Genomic DNA, 21769 nt, shown 5'->3' with positions numbered 1-21769 from the left:
GGTCGTCACCGCGGCGGTTGATTATATAACTCAACGGAAGGATCTTATGATGAATGCCTACATGTCTGGAAAGATTGCGGCGGGAGCGGCGATCCTGGGTGCTTTCCTTGGCTATCCGCTTCTCTATATTAACTCCATGGATATGGCGCAAGGGGCCCCGGAATTTAGCCTTGCTATCTGGACCTGTACGTGCTTTGGCATGCTCTGGGTTGCGCTCGGCCAGGTTTATCTCCTGGGGGTCTACCAATGGTTCACGTTGCTGGAACAACCCCGGCGCCCCGCTCCCGCATGGCTGCGCCCCACGATGCAGGCGATCCCGGTGGGCGCTGCTGCGCTGGGAGCTATTCTCTTGGTCTTCCTCATTATTAAAAATGCCGGGCACCCGAGCGTTCTGATTCTCATAGCTGCCCTGTGGGTTCTCAGCCTGGGTGCCAGTGCGGTAGCACGGCTCATGTCCGGCTACCTTACGCGCCGCACGGCCTAGGCCCACTGGCTTTCGTAGAGGCGGGCATAGGCGCCGCCGGCTGCCAGCAATTCCTCATGGCTACCACTTTCCACCACGTCTCCGGCTTCCATGACCAGGATCGTGGTGGCATTGCGGACGGTGGAGAGGCGGTGGGCAATAATGAAAGAGGTACGCCCTTCGCGCAGCCGCTCCATGGCATCCTGGATAAGCGCCTCGGTGCGGGTATCCACCGAACTGGTGGCCTCATCCAGAATCAGCACATCGGGATTGGCTAGGTACGCTCGCGCAATGGTGATGAGCTGCTTCTCCCCGGCGGATACATTCTCGCCCTCATCGCCAATATGGGTATCGAAACCGTGGGGGAGAGTCTCGAGAAGATCATCGATACCCAGGGCGGCCGCGGCGGCAATGGCGTCGTCGCGCGTCGCCTTTTCCTTTCCGAAAGCAATATTTTCCCAGACAGTGCCGTCAAACAGCCAGGTGTCTTGCAGGACCATCCCGAAATGTTCCCGCAGAGATTCCTTGGTAAAAGAATCGATGGGCGCACCGTCCACGGTAATCGCCCCGCCATCTACCTCGTAAAAACGCATAAGCAAATTGACGAGCGTGGTTTTCCCGGCGCCGGTGGGCCCCACAATCGCCACCGAATGCCCCGGCTCCACCCGCAGCGAGAGGTCACGGATCACCGGGGTATCCGGTTCGTAAGCAAAACGCACATGCGAAAACTCGATAGTGCCACGCCGCGCTTCGGGAGCCACCACCTCGCGATAGCTCGAACTCGCATCCGGCTCCATTTCTTCCTGGGCGAGGTAATCGAAAATCCGCTCCGCGGAGGCCGCCGCGGATTGGATGAGATTCGCGGTAGATGCTAGGGACTGGAGCGGGTGGGAAAGCTGGCGGGTGTATTGCATCATCGCCTGGAGTCCACCAATGGTCATCGTGCCGGTCATCGCCTGGATACTCCCCAGGAGCGTGACGATAGCGAAGGAACCGTTCTGTACCAGCATCATGAGCGGCTGGGACATTTGCGCAATCGCCTGAGCACGGAAGGAAGCATCGTAAAGCTCTCCATTCGCGGCATCAAACTGGCGCTGGAATTCATCTTCCAGCCCGTAGGCAGCCACCACATCCAGCCCGGTGAAGCTCTCCTCCACCACGGCGGATACCTCACCTGTGAGCCGCCACTGGTCGCGGAAATACGGGCGGGAGCGACGCAGGAGAAGCAGAATGCCGATAATCCCCACCGGGATCACCACAAGCGAGGCAAGGGCTACCGACCAGGACAAATAGACCATGACCGCCACGATCCCGATGATCTGGTATATCGCGGAGAGCACTTCGGACAGGGTTTGCAGCAGGGACTGGGTCACGTTATCGACGTCGTTCGTGACCCGCGAGAGCACGTCCCCGCGCTGCTGTTTATCCAGCACGGACAGCGGCATCCGATCAATTTTCTGCTGGCAATCCCGCCGCATCTCATAGCCGAGATCCTGAATAATGAGGCGAATGATATAGCCGAACCAGAAACGCAGCAGCGCCGAGAGAATATAACATCCGGCCGCCAGGCTCAGCACCCGCGCCAGCTCCGGGAAATCCACCCCGCCCGCGCGAATCCCGTCGACCACCACGTTGGTGCCCTGCCCGAGGAGGAAGGGCGCGGCCACCACCGCCGCGGTCGCGATAAGCGAGAGCAGCAGCACCGCCAGGATCCGCCCCACATAATGGCGCAGGTAGTGGCGAATAAGGGTGAGGAGCGCCCCGCGGATATCACGAGCTTCGTCAATATTTCCGGCACCTCTCATGCTCGCGCCTCCTCATTCGTTGCGGCCGCGGTGCCGTTCGTTTCCGCGCTGTCCGCTTCTGTATCGCGTACCGCGTCGCCTTCCGGCTCGCGCTCCTGGGAGCGCACAATGGAGCGGTACATCTCATTTGTTTCCATAAGTTCGGTGTGCGTTCCGCAACCCACCACCTCGCCGCAATCCAGAACGACGACGCAATCGGCGCTGCGGGTGGTCGAAATACGTTGGGCGATAATGACCACCGCCGCATCTCGGACCCGCTCCTTGAGATTCGCCCGTACCCGCGCATCGGTGGCGTAGTCGAGGGCGGAGAAAGAATCATCAAAAACCACCAGGTCCGCTCCGGCCCGCCCGGAGTTATCGGGGAGGGCACGGTAAAGAGCCCGCGCGATGGTCAGGCGCTGGCGCTGCCCGCCGGAAAGATTGGTTCCCCCGGTTTCTACCGGCATCTCCAGCCCGCCCCCGGCTTGCACAAAATCCCAGGCCTGGGCGCAGCGCAGTGCATTGATCACCCGCTCCTGATCAATATCGCGGGTGGATCCAGCAACATTGCTGGCCACGGTTCCGCTGAACAGGAAAGCACGCTGGGGCACAATGGCTACCCGGCGGCGGAAATCAGCGAGTCGAATATCACGCACATCTACGTCGCCGGCCCCGGTGCTAGCTTCCACGGTGTAGCGCCCCGTGCTCACATCCACGAGGCGGGGCAGTATTTTGACCAGCGATGATTTGCCTGAGCCCGAGGCGCCGATAATCGCCGTCGTCGTTCCAGGTCTGAACGTTATAGAAATGCCGCGCAAGGCCGGTTCGTCCGCATCCGCGTAGGTGAGGGAAATATCGCGCAAGCTGAAAGTGAGCGGCCCGGGCGGCATCTCCCGCGCATTCGGCGCGTCCGCAATGGAGGGGACGGTGCTATTGACCTCGATCACACGCTCGGCGGACACATTACCGCGCGGAACCACCATAATAATCATGCCGAGCATCATGACCGCGCCCAGAATCATCATGAGGTAGGTAATAAAAGCCGCCAGCGCCCCCACCGGCATGGAACCTCCGACAATTCGATGCCCGCCAATCCAGACGATAAGCGCGGAGGCCAGCCCGATGACCGCGCTCATAGCCGGCAGCAGCGCGGACCAAATCGTGCCGATCTGGAGCATAATCGAACGGAAATTACGATTGTGGCCCTCGAATTCCCCCGCCATCGCATCTTCGCGACGGAAAGCCCGAATCACCCGCGCCCCGGACAGCTGCGAGCGCAGCGCATCGTTAATCGCATCCACACGCCGCTGCAGGGTTTCGTAGCGTTTGGCGAGCATCGCGGTACACACCAGAATAATTGCGGTGAGCACCGGAATAATCACAAGAAGGGTGAGAGAAAGTACCACATCCTGCCCGATGGCCATGAGCACCCCGCCCACTCCCATAATCGGGGCCGTCACCATAATAGTGAGGGACATGAGGGTGACCATTTGGATTTGATTGACGTCGTTCGTGGTACGAGTCACGAGGGTGGAGGCCCCAAAGCGCTGCTGGTCCGCGGGGGAGAAGCGCTGCACGTGCGCGAAAGTTTCGCGGCGCAGCTCCCGGCCCAGATGGGTGGACACCAGCGCCCCGTAATAGATCGCCCCGATAGCGCAGAGCACCTGCGCGAGGGTAAAGAGGAGCATGAGTAGCCCGCGCGACCAGATATAGGAGCTATTGCCTTCCAGGATGCCGTAATCGATAACGTTCGCGCCCAGCGCGGGGAGGGTGAGCCCGAGGAGCACCTGCGCGATCTGTAACACAGCAATCGCGAAGAGCTGGAATTTGCGGTCGCGTAGATGCCTCCACGCCAGTCGATAAACGGTCAATCACTCGCCTCCATATAGGTGTGGCGGCCCGAAAGCTCACTGTGCGAAAATAGCTCGCCGCGTGAGAAGGGACCGCCACACTATGCTACGTGTGAGAGCACAGATGCTCAAACACTATTCAATTAGTTACGACGACGCCGGGCCTGCACCGCTGCCAGTGCAGCGCCCGAGCGCCGTAGCTTGGCGCGCCGGGGATACTGGCTATGCCAGCGATGCAGGCCCGCCCGGGTAGCTTTACTCCGGTTTACTCCGGATCGTTATCGGGCACCGGTTCGGCTGCGGCCGGGTTATGCAGATCGTACTTCTCGATTGCCTGGCGGACAACCGAGCGGTCGATCTTGCCGGCCTTGGCCAGCGCGTACAGGGCCCGCACCACCATCGTGGCATCATCGATCTTGAAGTAACGCCGGGCGGCCGGGCGGGTATCGGAAATACCAATCCCGTTGGCGCCGAGCGTCTCATAATCACCCGGGATCCATTCGCGGATGGAATCTTGAACCTGGTGCTCGAAATCGGAGGTGGCGATGAAGGGGCCTTCTTCGCCTTCCAGCTTCGCGGTCACATAGGCCTTGCGCGGTTCTTCCTCCGGGTGGAGGTAGTTGTATTCATTGGTGGCCAAGCCATCCTTGCGCAGCTCATACCAGGAAGTCACGGAGTAGACGGTGGCATCCACGCCCCAGTCATCGCGCAGCATACGTTTGGCTTCGCGAGCCCAGCGCACCCCCACGCCCGAGGAAAGCAGGTTGACGCGCGGGCCGCCCAGGCCATCGGCTTCATCGAGCTTGTAGATACCGCGGATAATGCCATCCACATCCACATTCTCCGGTTCGGCCGGCTGGTGGATGGGTTCGTTGTAGACCGTGAGGTAGTACATGACGTTCTGCTCACGCCCGTCCGAGCCATCCCCGTACATACGCGTGAGGCCATCCTTGAAAATATGGCCGAGTTCGTAAGCGTAGGCCGCATCGTAAATAACCATGCCCGGGTTGGTGGAGGCGAGCACGGGGGAGTGCCCGTCCATATGCTGAGAGCCTTCACCCGTGAGGGTGGTGCGCCCGGCGGTGCCACCAATAATGAAACCGCGTGCCAGCTGATCGTAGGCCGCCCAGAACTGATCCCCGGTGCGCTGGAATCCAAACATCGAGTAGAAGATGTAGAAAGGCACCATCGGGGTGTTATGGGTGGCATACGAGGTTCCGGCCGCCACGAAAGCGGAGAGGGAACCGGCTTCGGTAATACCGGTGTGGAGCAGCTGGCCCTGGGTGGATTCCTTGTAGGAGAGCAGCATATCGTGATCCACCGCGGTGTACTGCTGGCCCTGGGTATTGAAGATCTTGGCCGAGGGGAACATGGAATCCATGCCGAAGGTACGCGCTTCGTCCGGGACGATAGGTACCATGCGGAAGCCGAATTCCTTATCGCGCATAATGTCCTTGAGCAGGCGCACCAGGGCCATAGTGGTGGCCACCTTCTGCTTGCCCGAGCCCTTCTTCATGGACTGGAAAGGCTTATCGGCCGGCAGGGCGATCCCACCCTGGTGGGTGCGGCGCTGGGGCAGGTAGCCACCCAGAGCTTCGCGCCGTTCACGCATATGCTTCATCGCCGGGTGATCTTCAGCAGGCTTGTAGTAGGGCGCGTTATAGGGATCTTCCAGCTGGGAATCATCAATGGGGATGCGCAGGGTATCGCGCAGCAGCTTGAGATCGTTGCTGTTGAGCTTCTTCATCTGGTGGGTGGCATTGCGCCCGGCGAAATTGGAGCCGAGGTCATAACCCTTGACCGTTTGCGCCAGAATCACGGTGGGCTGGCCCTTATGGGCGAGGGCAGCCCGGTAGGCGGCGTAAATCTTGTGATGATCATGGCCGCCGCGGCGCAACGCCCAAATCTCATCATCGGACCAATCTTCCACCATGGCCTTTGTGCGCGGGTCACGCCCGAAGAAGTTATTGCGCACATAAGAACCATCGTTTGCCTTGAAGCCCTGGTAGTCCCCATCCGGGGTGGACGTCATGAGATCCACGAGGGCGTGGTCCTTATCCTGGGCGAGGAGCTTATCCCAGCCCGAGCCCCACAGCACCTTAATGACATTCCAGCCCGCGCCCTTAAAGAAAGACTCGAGTTCCTGAACGATATTGCCGTTGCCGCGCACCGGCCCGTCCAGGCGCTGGAGGTTGCAATTGACCACCCAGGTGAGATTATCGAGCTTCTGGGAGGCGGCCAGCTGGAGCATCCCGCGCGATTCGGGTTCGTCCATTTCGCCATCGCCCAGGAAGGCCCAGACGTGCGAATCAGAGGTGTCCTTAATGCCGCGTTCGCTCAGGTAGCGATTGAACCATGCCTGGTAGATGGAATTCGTGGCACCGATACCCAGGGACACGGTGGGGAACTGCCAGAAGTCCGGCATCTGGTGGGGATGCGGGTAGGAAGGGAGACCGCGCCCGCCGGAAATGCGGGAGGCTTCCTGGCGGAAAGAATCCAGGTCAGCTTCCGTCAGGCGCCCTTCCAGATAGGCGCGGGCGTAATTACCGGGGGAGGAGTGGCCCTGGAAGAAGATTTGATCCCCGCCGCCGGGAGCATCCGGACCGCGGAAGAAGTGGTTGAAGCCCACTTCATAGAGGGTGGCTTGGGCGGCGTAGGAAGAAATATGCCCCCCAACCCCCACGCCGGGGCGCTGGGCGCGCGTTACCATCACGGCCGCGTTCCACCGGGTCCAGCTGCGGAACTGATGTTCGAGTTCCTCTTCTTCCGCGGTGCCCGGGTAGGGAGGTTCTTCTTCAGCCGGAATCGTATTGATATAGGGCGTGACGAGATCAGGGGAGACCGAAACTCCCTTGGTGCGCGCGTGTTCGTCCACGCTGGCGAGGATAAACCGCGCCCGATCCGCACCATTTGTTTCAATCAGATCATCCACGGACGCTAGCCATTCGCGGGTTTCTTCCGGATCAACATCCGGGATCTGGCTGAGCTGGCCGGATACCATGCGAGCATCAGAATCTTGTGAAGCCACGGAATCTCCTCCATTGCTTGAGTGGTCATGTTTCTTAGGGACGTGTCAAGGCTACCCGTTCGCGGCTTTAGTCCCAGAGCGGCTGTGGTGCCTCTTACACATGCACTCTTATAGTACCGCGTTGTTGAGAGCCATCGCACAGGCATGAGGGGAATTAAGCTGAGCGGTGGACGGGGCGCGCGGCGGGTGGGTTTCGCGGCGCCCGGATACCGGGCGGCGCGCGTCGTCGTACCGGAATGATCACCAAAATCACGAGGCACGCGGCTGAGATTAACTTGAAAAAACGGCGGCGATCAGATGAGCTTAAGCCATGAGTTCGTTTGGTTTCCAGAAAGGGAACATCATCCAAGAATTTGGCTACGACGACGACGTAGCCACCCAGGTCCGCGCGCAGATCGAAGAAACTATCGGAAGCGAGCTGCTGGACGAAGATTCGCGCGATATCGTGGACGGCGCCATCGCCTGGTGGCGTGCAGACGATGGCAACGTCGATGACCTCGCCGATTTGCTCCTGGATATCAAGGCTAATTTCGACGACGAAAATGCTATCTGCTGGCTCTTCGTGCCCACCGGGCGGGTGTCGAATGCGGTACCGCATAACGATATTGAAGAGGCTGCCGATACCGCGGGGATGCAACCAACCACATCCGTGGCCCTCGGTGAATCCTGGACGGGCGTGCGCCTGACCAATAAGGGCCTGCGCTACTAGGCTCCTCACCTCGCCCAAGGATGTGGGCGGTAGGTATTTTCGGTGAGAAGGTGCGCGCGGGCCGCGCATCGGGTAGGATCATCCGAGTGCGCAGCGCGCGGGCCCGTAGCTCAGTTGGTCAGAGCACCTGGTTTACACCCAGGGTGTCATCGGTTCGAATCCGGTCGGGCCCACTCTTTATACCGCCTATGCGCTTATACCGCTATGCGCTTCATCGCGCGCCGGTGGTGCTACCACTCTTCATGCGTACGCGCATCCCAAACGTGCAGGTCACCGGTATCCAATGCGGCTAAATCCCGCATATCTGATTCATCCAGGGTGAAGCTGAAGAGATCAGCATTCGCCCGCCAGCGCTCGCGGCGGGACGACGACGGAATCACCACAATGCCCTGCTGGACACACCAGCGCAGCACAATCTGGCCCGCACTTACCCCGTGCTTGGCAGCCAGGCGCCCCACCACAATCTGATCCAGCAGCTTCTCCGGGCCGCCCAGCGGGCGCCACGCTTGGGTGACAATGCCGTGGCGCTCATGGAAGGCGCGCAGATCGGTGCGCGGGAGGGCAACCGAGAGCTGGATCTGGTTGAGTACCGGCCACACCCCGGTGGCCTCATGCAGGCGCGTGAGATGTTCCGGCAAGAAATTAGAGACTCCCACGTGGCGCACCACGCCCTCGGCCTGGGCGGCGAGCATTTCTTCCCAGGTTTCCACGTACAGGCCGCGGGAAGGATTGGGCCAGTGGATGAGGAGGGCATCGAGGTAATCAGTATCGAGGCGGCGCAAGGAATCTTCGATGCTGCGCCGGGTATAGCGTTTGCCCTGTTCCGCGCCGGCCACTTTCGAAGTGATAAACACCTCCGAGCGCGCCACCCCGGAGCGTTTCACCGCTTCCCCCACGGCTGTTTCATTGGCGTACTGCTGGGCGGTATCGACGAGGCGGTAGCCATCGGCGATGATGTGGCCCAGGATGGTGGCAAGTTCGTTTCCCTTGGCTAGCAGAGAGCCGATCCCGACGAGGGGAATCTGCCCGCCATCGGCAAGGGGAACGGTGGGAATAACGGTGGGAATATCGGATGCGGTCATGCCCCTCAGCCTATCAATGTGACAGATATCATGTCTATCTAGTGTTTTCCTGGCGGAATTAGGCGCCGTACTTGAGAATGAACGCGCATTTTCAGTTCCGTAGGCGCCCCGGGTAGGGTGGATTCATGACATATACAGTGGCGGATATCACCGCGGTTATGGACGAATTATTCCCACCCGCGTGCGCGGAAAGCTGGGATCGGGTCGGCCTGGTGGCAGGCCTGCCCAGCGATGAGGTGCGCAGCGTCGCTTTCGCCGTCGACCCGTGTGAAGCAACCGTGCAAGAAGCCTGCGAACGCGGTGCTGACCTCCTCATCACCCACCACCCGCTCTTTTTGCGCGGAACTTCCACCGTGGCGGGAACTTTCGCCAAGGGGCGGTGGATAACGCAGTTGGTGCGCGGGCGAGTCGCGCTTTTCAGTGCCCATACCAATGCGGACGTGGTGGCCTCCACCGTTGCGCTCGCGCGGCTTCTGGGCGTGGAGATCGAGAGGCCGCTGGATCCCGAATCCGGAATCGGCGGGGTGGGGAGCATTGCGCCCGTGCCCTTCGGGAAACTGGTGGAGAAGGTAGCTCAGGTATTACCGCATACCCCGGCCGGGGTGCTCGGGGCGGGTGATCCCGAGCGGGAAGTGCGGCGCCTGGCTATCTGCTCCGGTTCGGGAGATTCACTCTTAGCGGCCGCGAAAGCCGCGGGCGCGGATGCCTATCTCACCGCGGATTTACGCCACCACCCGGCCACCGACCATATCTGGGACGGTGGCTGCGCGCTCATCTGCGCCACCCACTGGGCCAGTGAATGGCCGGTGCTCGGTGAGATGGAGGAGCGCCTGCGTGAACATTTCCCGCAGCTGAATACGTATATCTCCGCGATTCCCACGGATGCGTGGAATATCGCGGTGCGTGGCTGAGGCGACCGCGGCTGCGGTGGCGGTACCCTGCGCGGGGCGGGCTCTCCCACATAGAATAGGGGAGGCGCGCCGCGCGCCTTTCGTGCGAGTCGAAGGAGATCCACCCGATGAAAGCACCCCGTGCCGATCAACTTATCCTGCTTCAAGTTGCTGATTTGGATGCGCAGCTCAACCGCCTCGAGCGGGAGAATACTCAGCATCCGCTGCGGGTATCCCTGGGGAAACTCCTCAATGCGATTGCCGCGCGCGGGCGGGAAAAAGCCGCGGCGGAAACGCAGCTGGAGCAGGCACGGGCAGACTTGGCAGATATTGAAAAAACCAGCGCGGAATTAGCGCGCCAGGTTGCGGACAAAGAAGAAGAATATAATGCCGGAACCGGGCTGACATCCCGCGATCTGCTTGTTTTGGAAGACGAAATGGCGGCTTTGCGGGCTACCCTCGAGGAAACTTCGGACAGAGAATTCACCGCGCTTGAAGCGGTTGAAGGCGGCGAGGAACGGGTGCGGGAACTGGGCGCAGCTATTGATGCACTCCAAGAAAAAGTACTGGCGCAGCGTTCCGAATTGGAAGATGTGGTTGCCGAGCTTACCGCCTCTCAAGAAAAAATCCGCGCCCACCGCGAGGAGCTTTATGCACCGCTGGCGGCGTCGCTCAAAAAAGTGTACGAACACTCGGTTGCCACCGGTGGCTACGCGGTCATGACCATGACTCCCAACGGTGCCACCGGCGCTGGAATCACACTCTCCCCGGTAGAAGTAGCACAAATCAAGTCCACCCCGGAAGATGATATTTATCTTTCCGAGGATTACGACTGCATTATCGTTCCGGTGGATTACGACGAAGCCTAGGTGATTGCCCGGGTGCGCGGGGCGCGGAGAACATTTTTCCTTGCCCGAGCATTAGCCAGGCCCGGGAGCGAGGCTCGCGTTGAGCCAGGTGAGCCATCAGAGTGGTACCCGAGAACATCGGGCCGCACGTAGTGGTACTTCCCGACAAGAAAATGGGCTCTTGCTGTAGCTCCAGTACCACTTCAGCTCTGGCACACATATAGGTGGCCGGAAAGACCATAAAGATCTTCCCGGCCACCATCCGAATGCGCTTCTTGGGGCTATGTTCCCAGCTGCCCGTGCCGGCTAGGCCCGCGGCTGTGCCCGTGCCGGCTAGGCCCGCGGCTGTGCCCGTGCCGGCTAGGCCCGCGGCTGGTAGGGAACGCTAGCCATGCGGTTTCTAGCGCGCGGCACGCTTGCGGGAGGCATACGCCACCGCGCCCGTTCCAGCCAGCATAAGCAGCAGAGCCGCACCGGCCACACCGGTACTTTCCGCACCGGTGTTCGGCAGCTGCGCCGCGGCCGCGGCGTGCTTGGCAACCGACTGCTTAGCGCGGGCTGCCGGGGCTACCGGAGCGGCAGGATCGGCGTGCTTGCCGCCCGGTGCCGGGGCATTCGGTGCAGGCGTTTCCGGTGCCGGCGCGCTCGGAGTAGCAGCCCCGGTGCCGGGTTGCTCACCCGCACCCGGCGTCTCTCCCGCACCAGGAGTTTCCGGCTGCTCTGCCGCACATTTCTCCAGGAAGGTACGCAATGCCGCGATACGGGCATCGACCGCCGCTAGATCATCCGTGAGCTGTTTCGCCGCAGCATCCGCCGCCGCGACCTTCTGCGTCGCTTCGGCAAGGGTGGCGCTCGCAGCCGTATCGTGCTCACGGGCCGCCGCGGCATCAGCCTCCGGCTGGGTAGCCGCCGCTGCCAACTTGTCATATTCGGCCTGCAAGCCGTCCAGCTTCGCCGCGGCTGCTTCCAGATCCGCAACCTGCTGGCGGGCCTTATCGCGTGCCCCCTCGGCGGCCGTCAGCGCGGTGGAACTCTTGTCCGCCGCCGCCTTCGCCTTCTCAAGTTCCTGGTCGGCAGCGCCCTTCGCGGTCTCGGCCTCCGTCAGGGCTGTTGCCGCTTGGGTGTGCTCCTGCTGGGCTTCTTCGCGCTTAGCCTTGAGGTCATTGAGCTTCGGCACGAACTCATTGATAATCTTCGCGGAGAGGTCTTCCAGCTCCTTGTTCGCCTGCGTGGCTTTCTCCTGTGCGGCGGTGGTTTCCTGCTGGGCTGCCGTTAGCGCCTCATCGGCGGGGCGGGTTGCTTCCGTCGCGGCGGTCTCCGCGGCGGCGAGGGCTGCCTTCGTGGTTTCTACCTGCTGCTGAGCCGCGGTGAGAGCCGCGTCTTTCTCGGCAACAGCAGCGCGCTTCGCCTTCTCGCTTTCCACCGCGGCCGTCAGCTGCGCGGCGCTTTCCTGCGCGGCCTGCTGATTCGCGGCGTGGGTGGCCTCCAGGCCAGTCTTCTCGGTCTGCGCCGCATCACGCTCCGCTTCTTTGGCGGGAATCTGGGTGGCGAGCTCATTCTTTTCCGCAACCTTGGCGGTATACGCCTCATTCGCCTGCGTGAATGCAGCCTTCTTCGGGGCGGTTTCAGCCTTCTTCGCTTCCCATTCCTGCCGGAACTGCTCCACTTCCTCGTTACTGTAATTCTTCTTGTCCCCGGCGGCGGCTTCGTACATCTCCTTCGCCTCGTCCTCGGCCGCTTGGGCCTCGTTGTAGGCGGCTTCGGCATCATTCTTGGCCTGTTCCAGTCCCGGCAGTGCGGCCTGCACCTCGGCCTGGCGGTTCTTGAGTCCGGTAAGCGCATTCTCAAGATCGCCGAGTTTTTGCGTGGCCTGCGCCAGCTTCGCTTCCGAATCCTTGACATTACGCTGGGCAGTTTCATCATCAGCGCGCTTGAGCGTCACATCGTTAGCTGCCGCGGTGGCCGCCTGCTGCGCTTCATCTTTCGCGCTCTGGGCGGCGGGAACGGCAGCGACGGCGTCGTCGTGCGCCCGCTGCGCCGCGGCAACCTTTTCCGCTTCCCGCGCGGCAACCTGGTCGCGGGTATCCTGAGCCGCGCGTTCCTTGGCCCGTGCAGTCTGCAAATCCGCGTCCGCCTGATTCTTCTTCGCGGTTACCTCACGCAGCTGCGCGGCGAGCTTCTCGCGTTCAGCATTTCCGGCAGCCTCGGCCTCCTGCGCCGCCTCCAGCTTTGCGCGGGCATCTTTCTCCACCTGCGTCTTCGCGGCGAGCTGCGCAGTCTTCTCGTCAAGAACGCGTTGTGCGTCGGCCGCTGCTGCGGCGTCTTTCTCCTTTTGGGCCGACGCCGCCACTACCTGGCTCTCCGCCGCTTCCAGAGCGGTGCGCGCCGCGGGAATCGCATCTTTCGCCGCCTGCCCTTCCGCCTGGAACGCATCCAGCGCAGCCTTGGCCGCATCGCGGGCCTGTACGGCAGCCTGGGCGGCCTTCTCCGCGGCGTTCAGTTTCGCGGTAGCCGAATCTTTCGCGGCTTGTGCCTCCGTTGCGGCAGCCTGGGCGGCTGTGAGATCTTGCTGTGCAGTTTCCGATTTCTGGAGCAGCGCGTCCCGTTCGGAATTCGCTTGGGCGACCGCGGCCGTTGCTTTCGGGGAATCCGTGCAGGAGCTAAAGGAAGCGCCCGGAGCGGGGGAGTCGGCGGTCGGTTGGGCCTGGGCGGCCACGGTACCCGCCATTGTGAGGGCGAGGGTGGTCACGGTGAGAGTACTGGCGATTCGGGAGATACGCTGCCTCATGGGAATCCTTCGCGAAAGACATTGCAGTACTATCCTGAGCGGCTAATCTGCAATTTTGAGTGTTTAATGAAACATCCAAAGTCTACGGGCCGTGCGGTGTATCCGTATATGACCTTTGGTTAAATGTGGTGAGCGTCTACGGCGGTGTATATATGCAGCTCGTGGCGTGTGCGTAGCCGTCTGTGTTGCGGTGCGGGGGCCGACCCTCACGCAAAGTCGGCCCCCGCATCCATTACCTACTAACAGAGAAAACTTGCGAAACGTCGCTGTTTTGACTGTTGATCGGATTCTAAGCAGGTTTAATATTTAGGGGCAAGGGATCCTCAAACACTTAATAATTGCGGTAGTTCGAGTAGGAACGGCCTGCCTTACTTTCCCAGCCTTTCGCGCTTTCGTATATGAGCAAAGTAACAATCCGGCAATATTACTCGCGGTAATTGATGCGGTATATACATTCAGAAAAGGCATTCTTGTATCGTTTCGAATCCGGGTAATAATCGCGGGGATGGCTGCCGTGCACCCGTCAGACTGGTAGCATAAACGGGTCATGTTGGCCGGGCGGCCGCGCGGCGCGTATGCGCCTCGAGGAACGTCCGGGCTCCGTAGAGGACGGTGGTGGGTAACGCCCACCCGGGGTGACCCGCGGGAAAGCGCAACAGAAAGTAAACCGCCGCAAGGTAAGGGTGAAAGGGTGGTGTAAGAGACCACCGCGTGCCGGGTGACCGGCATGGCACGGCAAGCCCCACCGGGAGCAAGATCAGACAGTGCCCCGTCAGGCTCCTCGTCTAGGGCACGGGTGGATTGCTAGAGTGCGTCAGCAATGGCGCACGTAGATGGATGGTCGCCGCCGCGCGAGCGGTACAGAACCCGGCGTATAGGCCAAGATGACAGTGGGGGCGGATTTTCGAATCCGCCCCCACGTGCATATCTGCCCCAGCGTGCATATCCGCCTAGAGCCGCAGCCCGAGTTTCGGATCGGAGGGCAGCGTCAAAATCTCTGGCCCGCTTTCCCGCACCACGATGGTGTGCTCAAATTGGGCGGTGCGCCCGCGGTCCTTGGTCACGACCGTCCAGTCATCATCCCAGATCTCATAGTCGATAGTTCCCAGCGTCACCATGGGCTCCACCGTAAAGACCATATTCTCTTCGATGGTTTCCCCGTGCAAAGGTGCGGCGTCGTAATGCGGAATAATGAGGCCGGAATGGAAAGCCTCTCCCACGCCGTGCCCGGTGAAATCACGCACGTCCCCGTAATCGAAACGCTTGGTATACGACTCAATCACTCGGCCGATCACGTTGACCTGGCGCCCGGGGCGCGCCGCCTTAATCCCGCGCAGGGTGGCGGTGGCGGTGCGTTCAATAAGCAGGCGGGATTCTTCGTCGATCTCACCCACACCGAAAGTGGCATTGGTATCCCCGTGCACGCCGTCCTTATAGGCCGTCACGTCCAGGTTGATAATGTCACCTTCGCGTAGCACCTGGTCATCAGGGATACCGTGGCAGATAACTTCGTTGACGGAAGTGCAGATCGACTTGGGGAAACCCATATAGCCCAGGCACGAGGGGTAGGCGCCGTTATCGATCATGTACTCGTGGGCGATGCGGTCTAGTTCATCGGTGCTCACGCCCGGGCGGATCGCTTTGGCGGCCTCGTACATGGCATCCGCGGCAATGGTTCCCGCCACCCGAATCCGCTCAATCGTTTCCTCAGTTTTCACATCCGAGGCGGTGATCACTTCCGGCCCGTCATGAAACATGTATTCGGGGCGTTCAATATGGGCCGGAACTTTACGGCGCGGCGAAATCTTTCCGGGACGCGCCGAACCGAGCGGCGCACGTGCTGCAAGACTCATAGCCACCATTGTAGTGGCTTAGAAACTGTGCTCCTTATCCGGGAATTCCCGGCTCTTGACGGCCGTGCGGAAAGCCGTGACCGCGTTGCTGAGCGCGCTACCCACCTCACCAAAACGCTTGGCGTAGGAGGGCTGCCATTCATTCATTCCGGCCATATCCGGCCATACGAGTAGCTGCCCGGACGTGCGGTAGCCGGCCCCGATCCCGAGGGTGGGAACTGAGAGAATTTCGGTAATTTTCGCTCCGAGTTTCCCGGGTACCATTTCGACGACGACGGCAATAGCGCCCGCCTTCTCCAGCGAGACCGCATCGTCGATAATGGCCTCACTTTCTTCTTCATCCCGGCCTTGCACCCGGGGGCCACCCAAGGCAGCGTCGGCGTGGGGCCGGTAGCCGACGTGGGCCACCACGTTAATCCCGGCGTGGGTGAGGGCTTCGACGATGGGTGCGAAAGCTTCCCCGCCTTCTAATTTCACCGCATCGGCGCCCGCCCGCACCAGGCGGATAGCGGTGCGGATAGCTTGCGCAGGGCCTTCTTCATAGGTGCCCATCGGCATATCGGCAATGATGAAAGCCCGGGTGGTGCCGCGCATAACGGCGCTGGTGGCGCGCTCAATATCTTCCAGGGTGACCTGGATTGTGGAGGAGAATCCCATGGCGGTATTGCCGATGGAATCACCCACCACCAAAATATCGATTCCGGCCGCGTCCAAAATGCGCGCTGTGAGAGCGTCATAGCAGGTCAGTGCCGTGAGCACCTCTCCGTTAGCGACCATTTCATTCAGGTGCTGCACCCGAATTCGTGCCGGTGAGAACTCCGTCATGATTACCTCCCGATATCTATGGCTTAGAGTACTAGGTCACGCGCGCCGGTGCATCATCGGGCACGGTACGCTAGGTGCGAGGAGGTGACTGTGGAACCCTTGCTTGAGCTGGTGTCCATGAACGCACTGGAATTCTGGTTAGCCTTAGGGATCGGGGTGACTGCCCTGGTCATTATGTGCCTGGCGCTTATCCCCAGTAGGGAATATGCCGATCTGCCGCGCGGGGTGTATCCGCGTGAACCTGCCGGGGTAACCGGCCATAATTACCGGCGCCGCCGCCGGCATACCCGCCCGCCGGTGCGCACCATCCCTCCGGAGATGCCGGCCGCCCTCGGGGCTTTTATGCACCGCCACTACGCCGCGGACGACGCCGCCATCACCACCCTCCTCGACCTGGCCGCCCGCGGGTTCCTCACCATTGACTTCTTCCGCGATCCGGCCTTACGTGGCCAGATGATCACAATTTCGCTCACCGAGGCGGATACCTCCACCCTCGAACCTTTTGAGATGCGGGTTCTGGCGGCCCTCGCCTCCCCGCAGAGCGCCGAATCGGCAGCATTCCGTGAATCTGAGCCATTCGATGATCGCTCGTATCGCACCGCGATGGAAAACGCCGGGCTGCCCGCCGCCTCCCGCCCGGTGCTACGCGTGCAGGGCTTCTCCACCCGCCTCGCCCTCGCCATCGCGCGCGATAGCAAAGCGGAAGTGGTATCGCGGCGGGGCTGGTACCACCACGGGCGCGAATTAGTGGGGTCGCTGGCAGCCGTACTCTTCTTCGGTGGTATCGCCCTGACGGGATTGGCCTTTATCGGGGCCCTGGCTTTTGAACTGTCCTGGTATTGGCTCATCGTGGGCGGCTGGCTGGTGTTCTGCGGATTCGTGGGGCTCCTCAATTTTTCTTCTCTCACTCCGAACGGGGTGGTGGCCAGCGACCAAGTGGAAGGTTTCCGGCGTTTCCTCACCGCGGCTCCCCGTTTCGCTGGGGTGAGCGCGGACGTCCTCGCTTCTTATGTGGGCTGGGCTTATGCCCTGGAATGCGCGGATGAATGGGTCCGTTCCCTCGAGCGAATTAACTCGCGGGATATGCGCGACGTCGGCGCGGCCCTCCCGTGGCTGCATTTTGCCGGCGAAGACATCACAAATTGGTACCAGCTGCGCGAGGCCCTGAGCGTATTGGAAACCCGCTTCCGTTCCCACCCGCTCGCCCACGATCTCCCGCACGCGCGGCGCCGCCACCTGCGGCGCTTCGTGCGCGGATTACTACCCGCCGCAATTCGCACCCACACCTAATGGACCACGCCCGCAACACCCCACGGATACAGAACGGAAAGATGAAGCGCCATGGATGACCAGCAAGAACACGTCCTTCGCACCATAACCGACCGGGGCATCCGCTACGTGCGGTTGTGGTTCACCGATATCGTCGGCACCCTCAAATCCGTGGCGGTAGCCCCCGTGGAGCTCGATAATGCTTTCGCGGAGGGCGTCGGTTTTGACGGCTCGGCCATTCAAGGGCTCACGCGCGTTTATGAGTCAGATATGATTGCGCGCCCGGATGCTTCTACCTTTGCGGTATTGCGTGGCGTGGATGGGAGCGACGACGCCGCTTTCATGTTCTGCGATATCCTCACCCGCGAAGGTGAACCAGCCCGCTCCGACCCCCGGGCCATTCTGCAACGTACCCTGCGGCGCTGCGAGGATCTGGGCTTCACCGCCTACGCCCACCCGGAAGTCGAGTTCTACCTGTTCCAGCCCGGGGCGAGCGATGATGAAGAGCCCACCCCGATCGATTCGGCCTCCTATTTTGATTACGTTACCCGCTCGGTGGCTCATAATTTCCGCAGGGATGTGATCCTCTCCCTGGAGGACGTGGGCATCAGCGTGGAATTTTCCCACCACGAAATTGGCCCGGGCCAGCAAGAAGTAGATCTGCGCTACGCCGATTGCCTAACGATGGCCGATAGCATTATGGCCGCCCGCGTCATCATTAAAGAAGTGGCACTGCGTCACGGGGTGGAAGCATCCTTCATGCCCAAGCCCTTGGCGCACTGGCCCGGATCGGCCATGCACACCCATTTCTCGCTTTTCGAAGGCGAAACAAATGCCTTCCACGATCAACGCGGCCAGTTCGGAATGTCGGTGACGGCGCGGCGTTTCCTCGCCGGCCTCATGCGCCACGCCCGCGAAATTACCGCTGTCACCAACCAGCACGTCAATTCCTATAAGCGACTGTGGGGCGGCGGGGAAGCCCCACCCTATGTGTGCTGGGGGCCGCGCAATCAATCCGCCCTCGTGCGGGTACCCGAATATAAACCCACGAAACCGCAATCAGCACGCCTGGAATACCGCGCCCTGGACACGGCCGCCAATCCCTACCTAGCTTTTGCTGCGGTACTCGGCGCTGGCCTGGCCGGAATCGAAGGGAAATACGATCTTTCCGATCCGGCCGATACGGACGTTCTCCTCCTCACCGATATGGAACGCTCGGTACTCGGCATCGAATCCCTACCCGGGAGCCTGGACTCCGCCCTCAAGCTCATGGAGGGCTCCGATCTGGTTGCCGAGATTCTGGGCGAAGATGCCTTCGATTACTTCCTGCGTGATAAACGCGCCGAATGGGCCGAATACCGCGCCCAGGTTACCCCGCTGGAACGCGCACGTTTCCGCGCGGATCGCTAGGGTAGCGGGGAACGGGTATGCGTCGTCTCACCCTCGCCCAGCGGGCCCGGCGCTCTGGATTCACGGCCCCCGAACGCGCCGTTCCGGATCTGGAGGCCGGCGCCTGGCAGCCCGAGGATTTCACGCACGTGGCGGACCCGGACCGGGCACTTGCGGCCTGTGCCCGGCTCGGTTTAACCCGCCGGGAGGGCGTAGGCTGCGACGCCGCCGCCCGGCCGCGCCTCCTCGCTGTCCTCGGGCTTTCCACCGCGCTGGCCGATCACCTGGCCCGGCACCCGGAAGCCGCCCGTAACCTGTGCGGCAGCGCGGAGGAAGCAGAAAGGCGCGCGCTCCTGAGCGAGGCGGAGGAACGCACCGCCATGCGAGCTGCCCTCGCCCCCTGGCTCACCGGCACCGCAAACAACCTCCAGGATGCTATTGCCGCGCTACGAGCCCACTATTACACCCGTATTCTCACCCTGGCCGGCTGGGATCTCACCCTCCCCGACCCCCTTATCCGCCTGCCCGAGGCGGCCGCCACCCTCTCTAACCTGGCCTGCGCCACCCTGGAAGGTGCCCTCCAGCTCGCCCGCACCCGGGTACCTGATGCCCAGGATATTGACTTCACGATCATCGCGCTCGGGAAAACTGGGGGAGGGGAACTCAATTACGCCTCCGACGTGGACGTTGTTTATATCACCGAACCCCGCCCGGGCGTGAGCGAAGAACGGGCACTGGAGATCGGCACCGCACTGGCCACCACCCTCGCCGGATATATCAGCGCACCCGGTCCCGAAAGTGCCCTGTGGACCATTGATACCGCGCTACGCCCCGAAGGCGGCACCGGCTCCCTTGTCCGCACCCTTGCCTCCCACCTGGATTACTACGCTACCTGGGCGCAAAGCTGGGAATTCCAAGCCCTCCTCAAAGCCCGGGTAGCCGCAGGAAACCGCGAACTCGGTGAAAGTTACGTGCGCGCCACCCGCCCGCTGGTATGGAACGCTGCCTCCCGAGAGAATTTCGTGACCGACGCCCGGGCCATGCGTACCCGCGTCGAATCCCATATCCCCACCGCCCAACGCGAACGCCATATCAAACTAGGGGCGGGCGGCCTGCGCGACGTCGAATTCACCGTCCAGCTCCTCCAATTAGTCCACGGGCGAGTAGATACCACCATCCGCTCGGCCACTACTACCACGGCGCTCGCGAGTCTGTCCGAAGGCGGATATATTTCTCGCACGCATGCCGCCCGCCTCGACCACCACTACCGGTGGCTGCGTTGCCTGGAACACCGCGCCCAAATGGTGCGCTTGCGCCGCGCCGCCGTGCTTCCGACCCGGGAAGATGACCTGCGCCGCCTGGCCCGCTCCCTCGGCCTGCCCGACGCCGGCGCGCTTCTCGAAGCTTTCGCGCAGGTACGCCGGGAGGTGCGTGAACTCCACCAAGATATTTTCTATCGGCCTCTCCTGCCCGCCGCAGCCCAGCTCTCCGCGGATGATATTTCCCTCGCCCCCGAGGCCGCCCGCAGCCGCCTCGCCAGTATCGGCTACCGCGACCCTGCCGGGGCCTTGCGCCATATCGCCGCCCTGACCGCGGGAAGCAGCAGGAGCGCAGCGATCGCCCGCCAGCTCCTCCCCGTGATGCTCGGCTGGTTTGCGGAAGGTCCCGAACCGGATGCCGGGCTCCTCGCCTTCCGGGTGCTCTCGGAAAAAATGGGGGATACCTCCTGGTATATGCGCACCCTGCGCGACGGCGGGCCCGTCGCGCACCGCCTCGCCCTTATCCTGGCCCGTTCGCGTTTCCTCGCCCGTGATATCCCCGAGCTTCCTGAATCCATCGCGTGGTTGGGCGACGACGCCGAACTGGCCCCGCGCAGCGCGGATGCGCTGCGCGGGGAGCTGGACGCGCTTCTTGAGCGGCGCAGCAGCCCTAAGGAGATCGCCGGGGCGGGCCGGTGGTTGCGCTGGCGCGAGGTGCTGCGCACCGCCATGGCCCAGGCTCTCGGGCTGCTCGGGCCCGATGAGGTGGCGGGCGCGGTGAGTAACGCTGTGGAATGCGCGGTGGAAGCCGGAGTGCGCGCGGCCAAGTGCGCCGTCGTCGCAGAAAATAGTGCGGCGGATAGCCAGCCCGAGGTTTCTTTTGCGGTGATCGGTTTGGGGAGCCTGGGCGGACGCGAATGTGGCTATACCTCCGATGCTGATGTGATGTTCGTCTGGGATGGACCCGAGGCGGCCGCGGGATATGCCGATGCGCTGGCCCGGGCCTTCATGCGCGTGGAACAGGAAACGGGCGGGGTACCGCCGTTAGCCGTGGACGCGGATATGCGCCCGGAGGGCCGGAGCGGGCCGCTGGCCCGGCGCCTGGATTCCTACGCGGAGTACTACCGGGCCTGGGCCGAGCCCTGGGAATTCCAGGCTTTGCTGCGGGCCCGCCCGGTGGGTGGGGATCGCGCGCTCGGGGAACGTTTCGTGGAGATGATCGCCCCGCTGCGCTACCCGGCACACTGGGATGAGGCGCGGCGTACCGCTATCCGGCTCATGAAAGTGCGGGTGGAAAAGGAACGAATCCCCGGGGGAGTGGCCCCGGCTTCTCATCTCAAACTAGGCCCGGGTGGGAGTGCGGATGTGGAGTGGACCGCGCAGCTCCTTCAGCTTGAGCACGCGGCGGCCTATCCGCAGCTTCGGGTGACCGGAACGGGGGAGGCGCTGCGGGCGGCGGGTGCCGCCGGGCTCATCACCGCGGCGCAGGAAAATGCCCTGCTGGAAGGCTGGCGGGCTGCCAGTGCACTCCGCCAGGCCGCCTTTGTGGCTACCGGCCGGACCGGGAGTGCCGCCCAGGTCATTCCGCGTGATCCGCGCGAACGCGAACGTATGGCCGCGATCCTGGGCGCCGGGCACGCCGCCGATGTCCTCGACCGGCGCGCCCGGGCCGCACGCCATGCCCGCACCGCCGTGGAACATGTTTTTTACGGGCGGGATACGTAGCCCGCGC

Annotated in this window: 15 protein-coding genes, 1 tRNA gene and 1 other RNA gene; 10 read left to right on the top strand and 7 right to left on the bottom strand. The window is 62.3% G+C overall.

Features of this window, described 5'->3' with window-relative positions; all coding sequences use genetic code 11:
* Nucleotides 1-46 precede the first annotated feature (46 nt).
* Complete coding sequence (locus tag QP828_RS04890) at nucleotides 47-484, top strand: hypothetical protein (RefSeq protein WP_274735393.1); 438 nt, start codon at nucleotides 47-49, stop codon at nucleotides 482-484.
* Here QP828_RS04890 and QP828_RS04885 read toward each other — a convergent pair.
* Together QP828_RS04885 and QP828_RS04880 are read right to left on the bottom strand one after the other, a co-directional pair.
* On the bottom strand, nucleotides 481-2268 hold the full coding sequence (locus QP828_RS04885) for an ABC transporter ATP-binding protein (protein ID WP_274735395.1): 1788 nt from the start codon (nucleotides 2266-2268) through the stop codon (nucleotides 481-483). The two genes, QP828_RS04890 and QP828_RS04885, sit on opposite strands and share 4 nt — an antisense overlap.
* Entirely contained in the window at nucleotides 2265-4118 is a 1854-nt protein-coding gene (locus QP828_RS04880) for an ABC transporter ATP-binding protein (protein ID WP_274735396.1), read from the bottom strand. The genes QP828_RS04885 and QP828_RS04880 overlap by 4 nt, the downstream gene beginning before the upstream one ends.
* 91 nt (nucleotides 4119-4209) lie before the next feature.
* Here QP828_RS04880 and QP828_RS04875 point away from each other — a divergent pair, with 91 nt between their 5' ends.
* Nucleotides 4210-4350, top strand: coding sequence for a hypothetical protein (locus tag QP828_RS04875; protein WP_274734445.1), 141 nt, complete (start codon nucleotides 4210-4212; stop codon nucleotides 4348-4350).
* A gap of 12 nt (nucleotides 4351-4362) precedes the next feature.
* Here the strand turns inward: QP828_RS04875 and aceE are convergent, their stop codons facing one another.
* Nucleotides 4363-7098 (bottom strand): pyruvate dehydrogenase (acetyl-transferring), homodimeric type, encoded by a 2736-nt coding sequence (gene aceE / locus QP828_RS04870; protein WP_274735409.1) that lies wholly within the window; start codon nucleotides 7096-7098, stop codon nucleotides 4363-4365.
* A 337-nt stretch (nucleotides 7099-7435) separates the two neighbouring features.
* Between aceE and QP828_RS04865 the strand changes: the two genes are divergently transcribed.
* Together QP828_RS04865 and QP828_RS04860 are read left to right on the top strand one after the other, a co-directional pair.
* Nucleotides 7436-7834, top strand: a complete 399-nt coding sequence (locus tag QP828_RS04865) for a DUF3052 domain-containing protein (protein WP_126134573.1) — start codon at nucleotides 7436-7438, stop codon at nucleotides 7832-7834.
* A gap of 99 nt (nucleotides 7835-7933) precedes the next feature.
* Nucleotides 7934-8007: transfer RNA gene (locus tag QP828_RS04860), tRNA-Val, on the top strand.
* A gap of 57 nt (nucleotides 8008-8064) precedes the next feature.
* Here the strand turns inward: QP828_RS04860 and QP828_RS04855 are convergent.
* Nucleotides 8065-8916 carry an aldo/keto reductase gene (locus QP828_RS04855; RefSeq protein ID WP_274735397.1) on the bottom strand — a complete coding sequence of 284 codons (852 nt, stop codon included), beginning with the start codon at nucleotides 8914-8916 and terminating at the stop codon, nucleotides 8065-8067.
* A 125-nt stretch (nucleotides 8917-9041) separates the two neighbouring features.
* Here QP828_RS04855 and QP828_RS04850 point away from each other — a divergent pair, with 125 nt between their 5' ends.
* Entirely contained in the window at nucleotides 9042-9827 is a 786-nt protein-coding gene (locus QP828_RS04850) for a Nif3-like dinuclear metal center hexameric protein (RefSeq protein ID WP_274735398.1), read from the top strand.
* Nucleotides 9828-9934: 107 nt separating this feature from the next.
* The gene (locus tag QP828_RS04845) at nucleotides 9935-10675 is read left to right on the top strand and encodes a zinc ribbon domain-containing protein (protein WP_274735399.1); all 741 of its coding nucleotides are present in this window, start codon (nucleotides 9935-9937) and stop codon (nucleotides 10673-10675) included.
* 379 nt (nucleotides 10676-11054) lie between these two features.
* Here the strand turns inward: QP828_RS04845 and QP828_RS04840 are convergent, their stop codons facing one another.
* The gene (locus QP828_RS04840) at nucleotides 11055-13442 is read right to left on the bottom strand and encodes an LPXTG cell wall anchor domain-containing protein (protein ID WP_274735400.1); all 2388 of its coding nucleotides are present in this window, start codon (nucleotides 13440-13442) and stop codon (nucleotides 11055-11057) included.
* A 546-nt stretch (nucleotides 13443-13988) separates the two neighbouring features.
* Between QP828_RS04840 and rnpB the strand changes: the two genes are divergently transcribed.
* An RNA gene (gene rnpB, locus QP828_RS04835) (RNase P RNA component class A) lies at nucleotides 13989-14333 on the top strand.
* A gap of 59 nt (nucleotides 14334-14392) precedes the next feature.
* On the opposite strand, the gene map is transcribed toward rnpB, so the two are convergent.
* Both map and panB read right to left on the bottom strand, forming a co-directional pair.
* Nucleotides 14393-15304 (bottom strand): type I methionyl aminopeptidase, encoded by a 912-nt coding sequence (gene map / locus QP828_RS04830; protein ID WP_274735401.1) that lies wholly within the window; start codon nucleotides 15302-15304, stop codon nucleotides 14393-14395.
* Between the two features lie 9 nt (nucleotides 15305-15313).
* Nucleotides 15314-16120, bottom strand: a complete 807-nt coding sequence (panB, locus tag QP828_RS04825) for a 3-methyl-2-oxobutanoate hydroxymethyltransferase (RefSeq protein ID WP_274735402.1) — start codon at nucleotides 16118-16120, stop codon at nucleotides 15314-15316.
* A 90-nt stretch (nucleotides 16121-16210) separates the two neighbouring features.
* Here panB and QP828_RS04820 point away from each other — a divergent pair, with 90 nt between their 5' ends.
* Genes QP828_RS04820 through QP828_RS04810 form a run of 3 tightly spaced genes read left to right on the top strand, consistent with a single transcriptional unit; the run spans nucleotide 16211 to nucleotide 21762 of the window.
* Complete coding sequence (locus tag QP828_RS04820) at nucleotides 16211-17410, top strand: DUF2207 family protein (protein WP_274735403.1); 1200 nt, start codon at nucleotides 16211-16213, stop codon at nucleotides 17408-17410.
* A 51-nt stretch (nucleotides 17411-17461) separates the two neighbouring features.
* Nucleotides 17462-18799 carry a glutamine synthetase family protein gene (locus QP828_RS04815; protein WP_274734438.1) on the top strand — a complete coding sequence of 446 codons (1338 nt, stop codon included), beginning with the start codon at nucleotides 17462-17464 and terminating at the stop codon, nucleotides 18797-18799.
* A 17-nt stretch (nucleotides 18800-18816) separates the two neighbouring features.
* Nucleotides 18817-21762: a bifunctional [glutamine synthetase] adenylyltransferase/[glutamine synthetase]-adenylyl-L-tyrosine phosphorylase gene (locus tag QP828_RS04810; protein WP_279058189.1), complete on the top strand. Its 2946-nt coding sequence runs from the start codon at nucleotides 18817-18819 to the stop codon at nucleotides 21760-21762.
* Nucleotides 21763-21769 lie beyond the last annotated feature (7 nt).

This window comes from Actinotignum sanguinis (assembly GCF_030230305.1).
In the GTDB taxonomy this organism is placed as follows: Bacteria; Actinomycetota; Actinomycetes; order Actinomycetales; family Actinomycetaceae; genus Actinotignum; species Actinotignum sanguinis.
The sequence above is the reverse complement of the archived record's forward strand: the minus strand, read 5'-3'. Positions and strand labels throughout refer to the sequence as shown.

What these genes read in the sequence shown, in the direction of transcription:
- QP828_RS04890 (WP_274735393.1), top strand. Translation starts at nt 47, where the DNA reads ATGATGAATGCCTACATGTCTGGAAAGATTGCGGCGGGAGCGGCGATC.
- QP828_RS04885 (WP_274735395.1), bottom strand. Translation starts at nt 2,268, where the DNA reads ATGAGAGGTGCCGGAAATATTGACGAAGCTCGTGATATCCGCGGGGCG.
- aceE (WP_274735409.1), bottom strand. Translation starts at nt 7,098, where the DNA reads ATGGTATCCGGCCAGCTCAGCCAGATCCCGGATGTTGATCCGGAAGAA.
- QP828_RS04865 (WP_126134573.1), top strand. Translation starts at nt 7,436, where the DNA reads ATGAGTTCGTTTGGTTTCCAGAAAGGGAACATCATCCAAGAATTTGGC.
- QP828_RS04855 (WP_274735397.1), bottom strand. Translation starts at nt 8,916, where the DNA reads ATGACCGCATCCGATATTCCCACCGTTATTCCCACCGTTCCCCTTGCC.
- QP828_RS04850 (WP_274735398.1), top strand. Translation starts at nt 9,042, where the DNA reads ATGACATATACAGTGGCGGATATCACCGCGGTTATGGACGAATTATTC.
- QP828_RS04845 (WP_274735399.1), top strand. Translation starts at nt 9,935, where the DNA reads ATGAAAGCACCCCGTGCCGATCAACTTATCCTGCTTCAAGTTGCTGAT.
- QP828_RS04840 (WP_274735400.1), bottom strand. Translation starts at nt 13,442, where the DNA reads ATGAGGCAGCGTATCTCCCGAATCGCCAGTACTCTCACCGTGACCACC.
- map (WP_274735401.1), bottom strand. Translation starts at nt 15,304, where the DNA reads ATGGTGGCTATGAGTCTTGCAGCACGTGCGCCGCTCGGTTCGGCGCGT.
- panB (WP_274735402.1), bottom strand. Translation starts at nt 16,120, where the DNA reads ATGACGGAGTTCTCACCGGCACGAATTCGGGTGCAGCACCTGAATGAA.
- QP828_RS04815 (WP_274734438.1), top strand. Translation starts at nt 17,462, where the DNA reads ATGGATGACCAGCAAGAACACGTCCTTCGCACCATAACCGACCGGGGC.
- QP828_RS04810 (WP_279058189.1), top strand. Translation starts at nt 18,817, where the DNA reads ATGCGTCGTCTCACCCTCGCCCAGCGGGCCCGGCGCTCTGGATTCACG.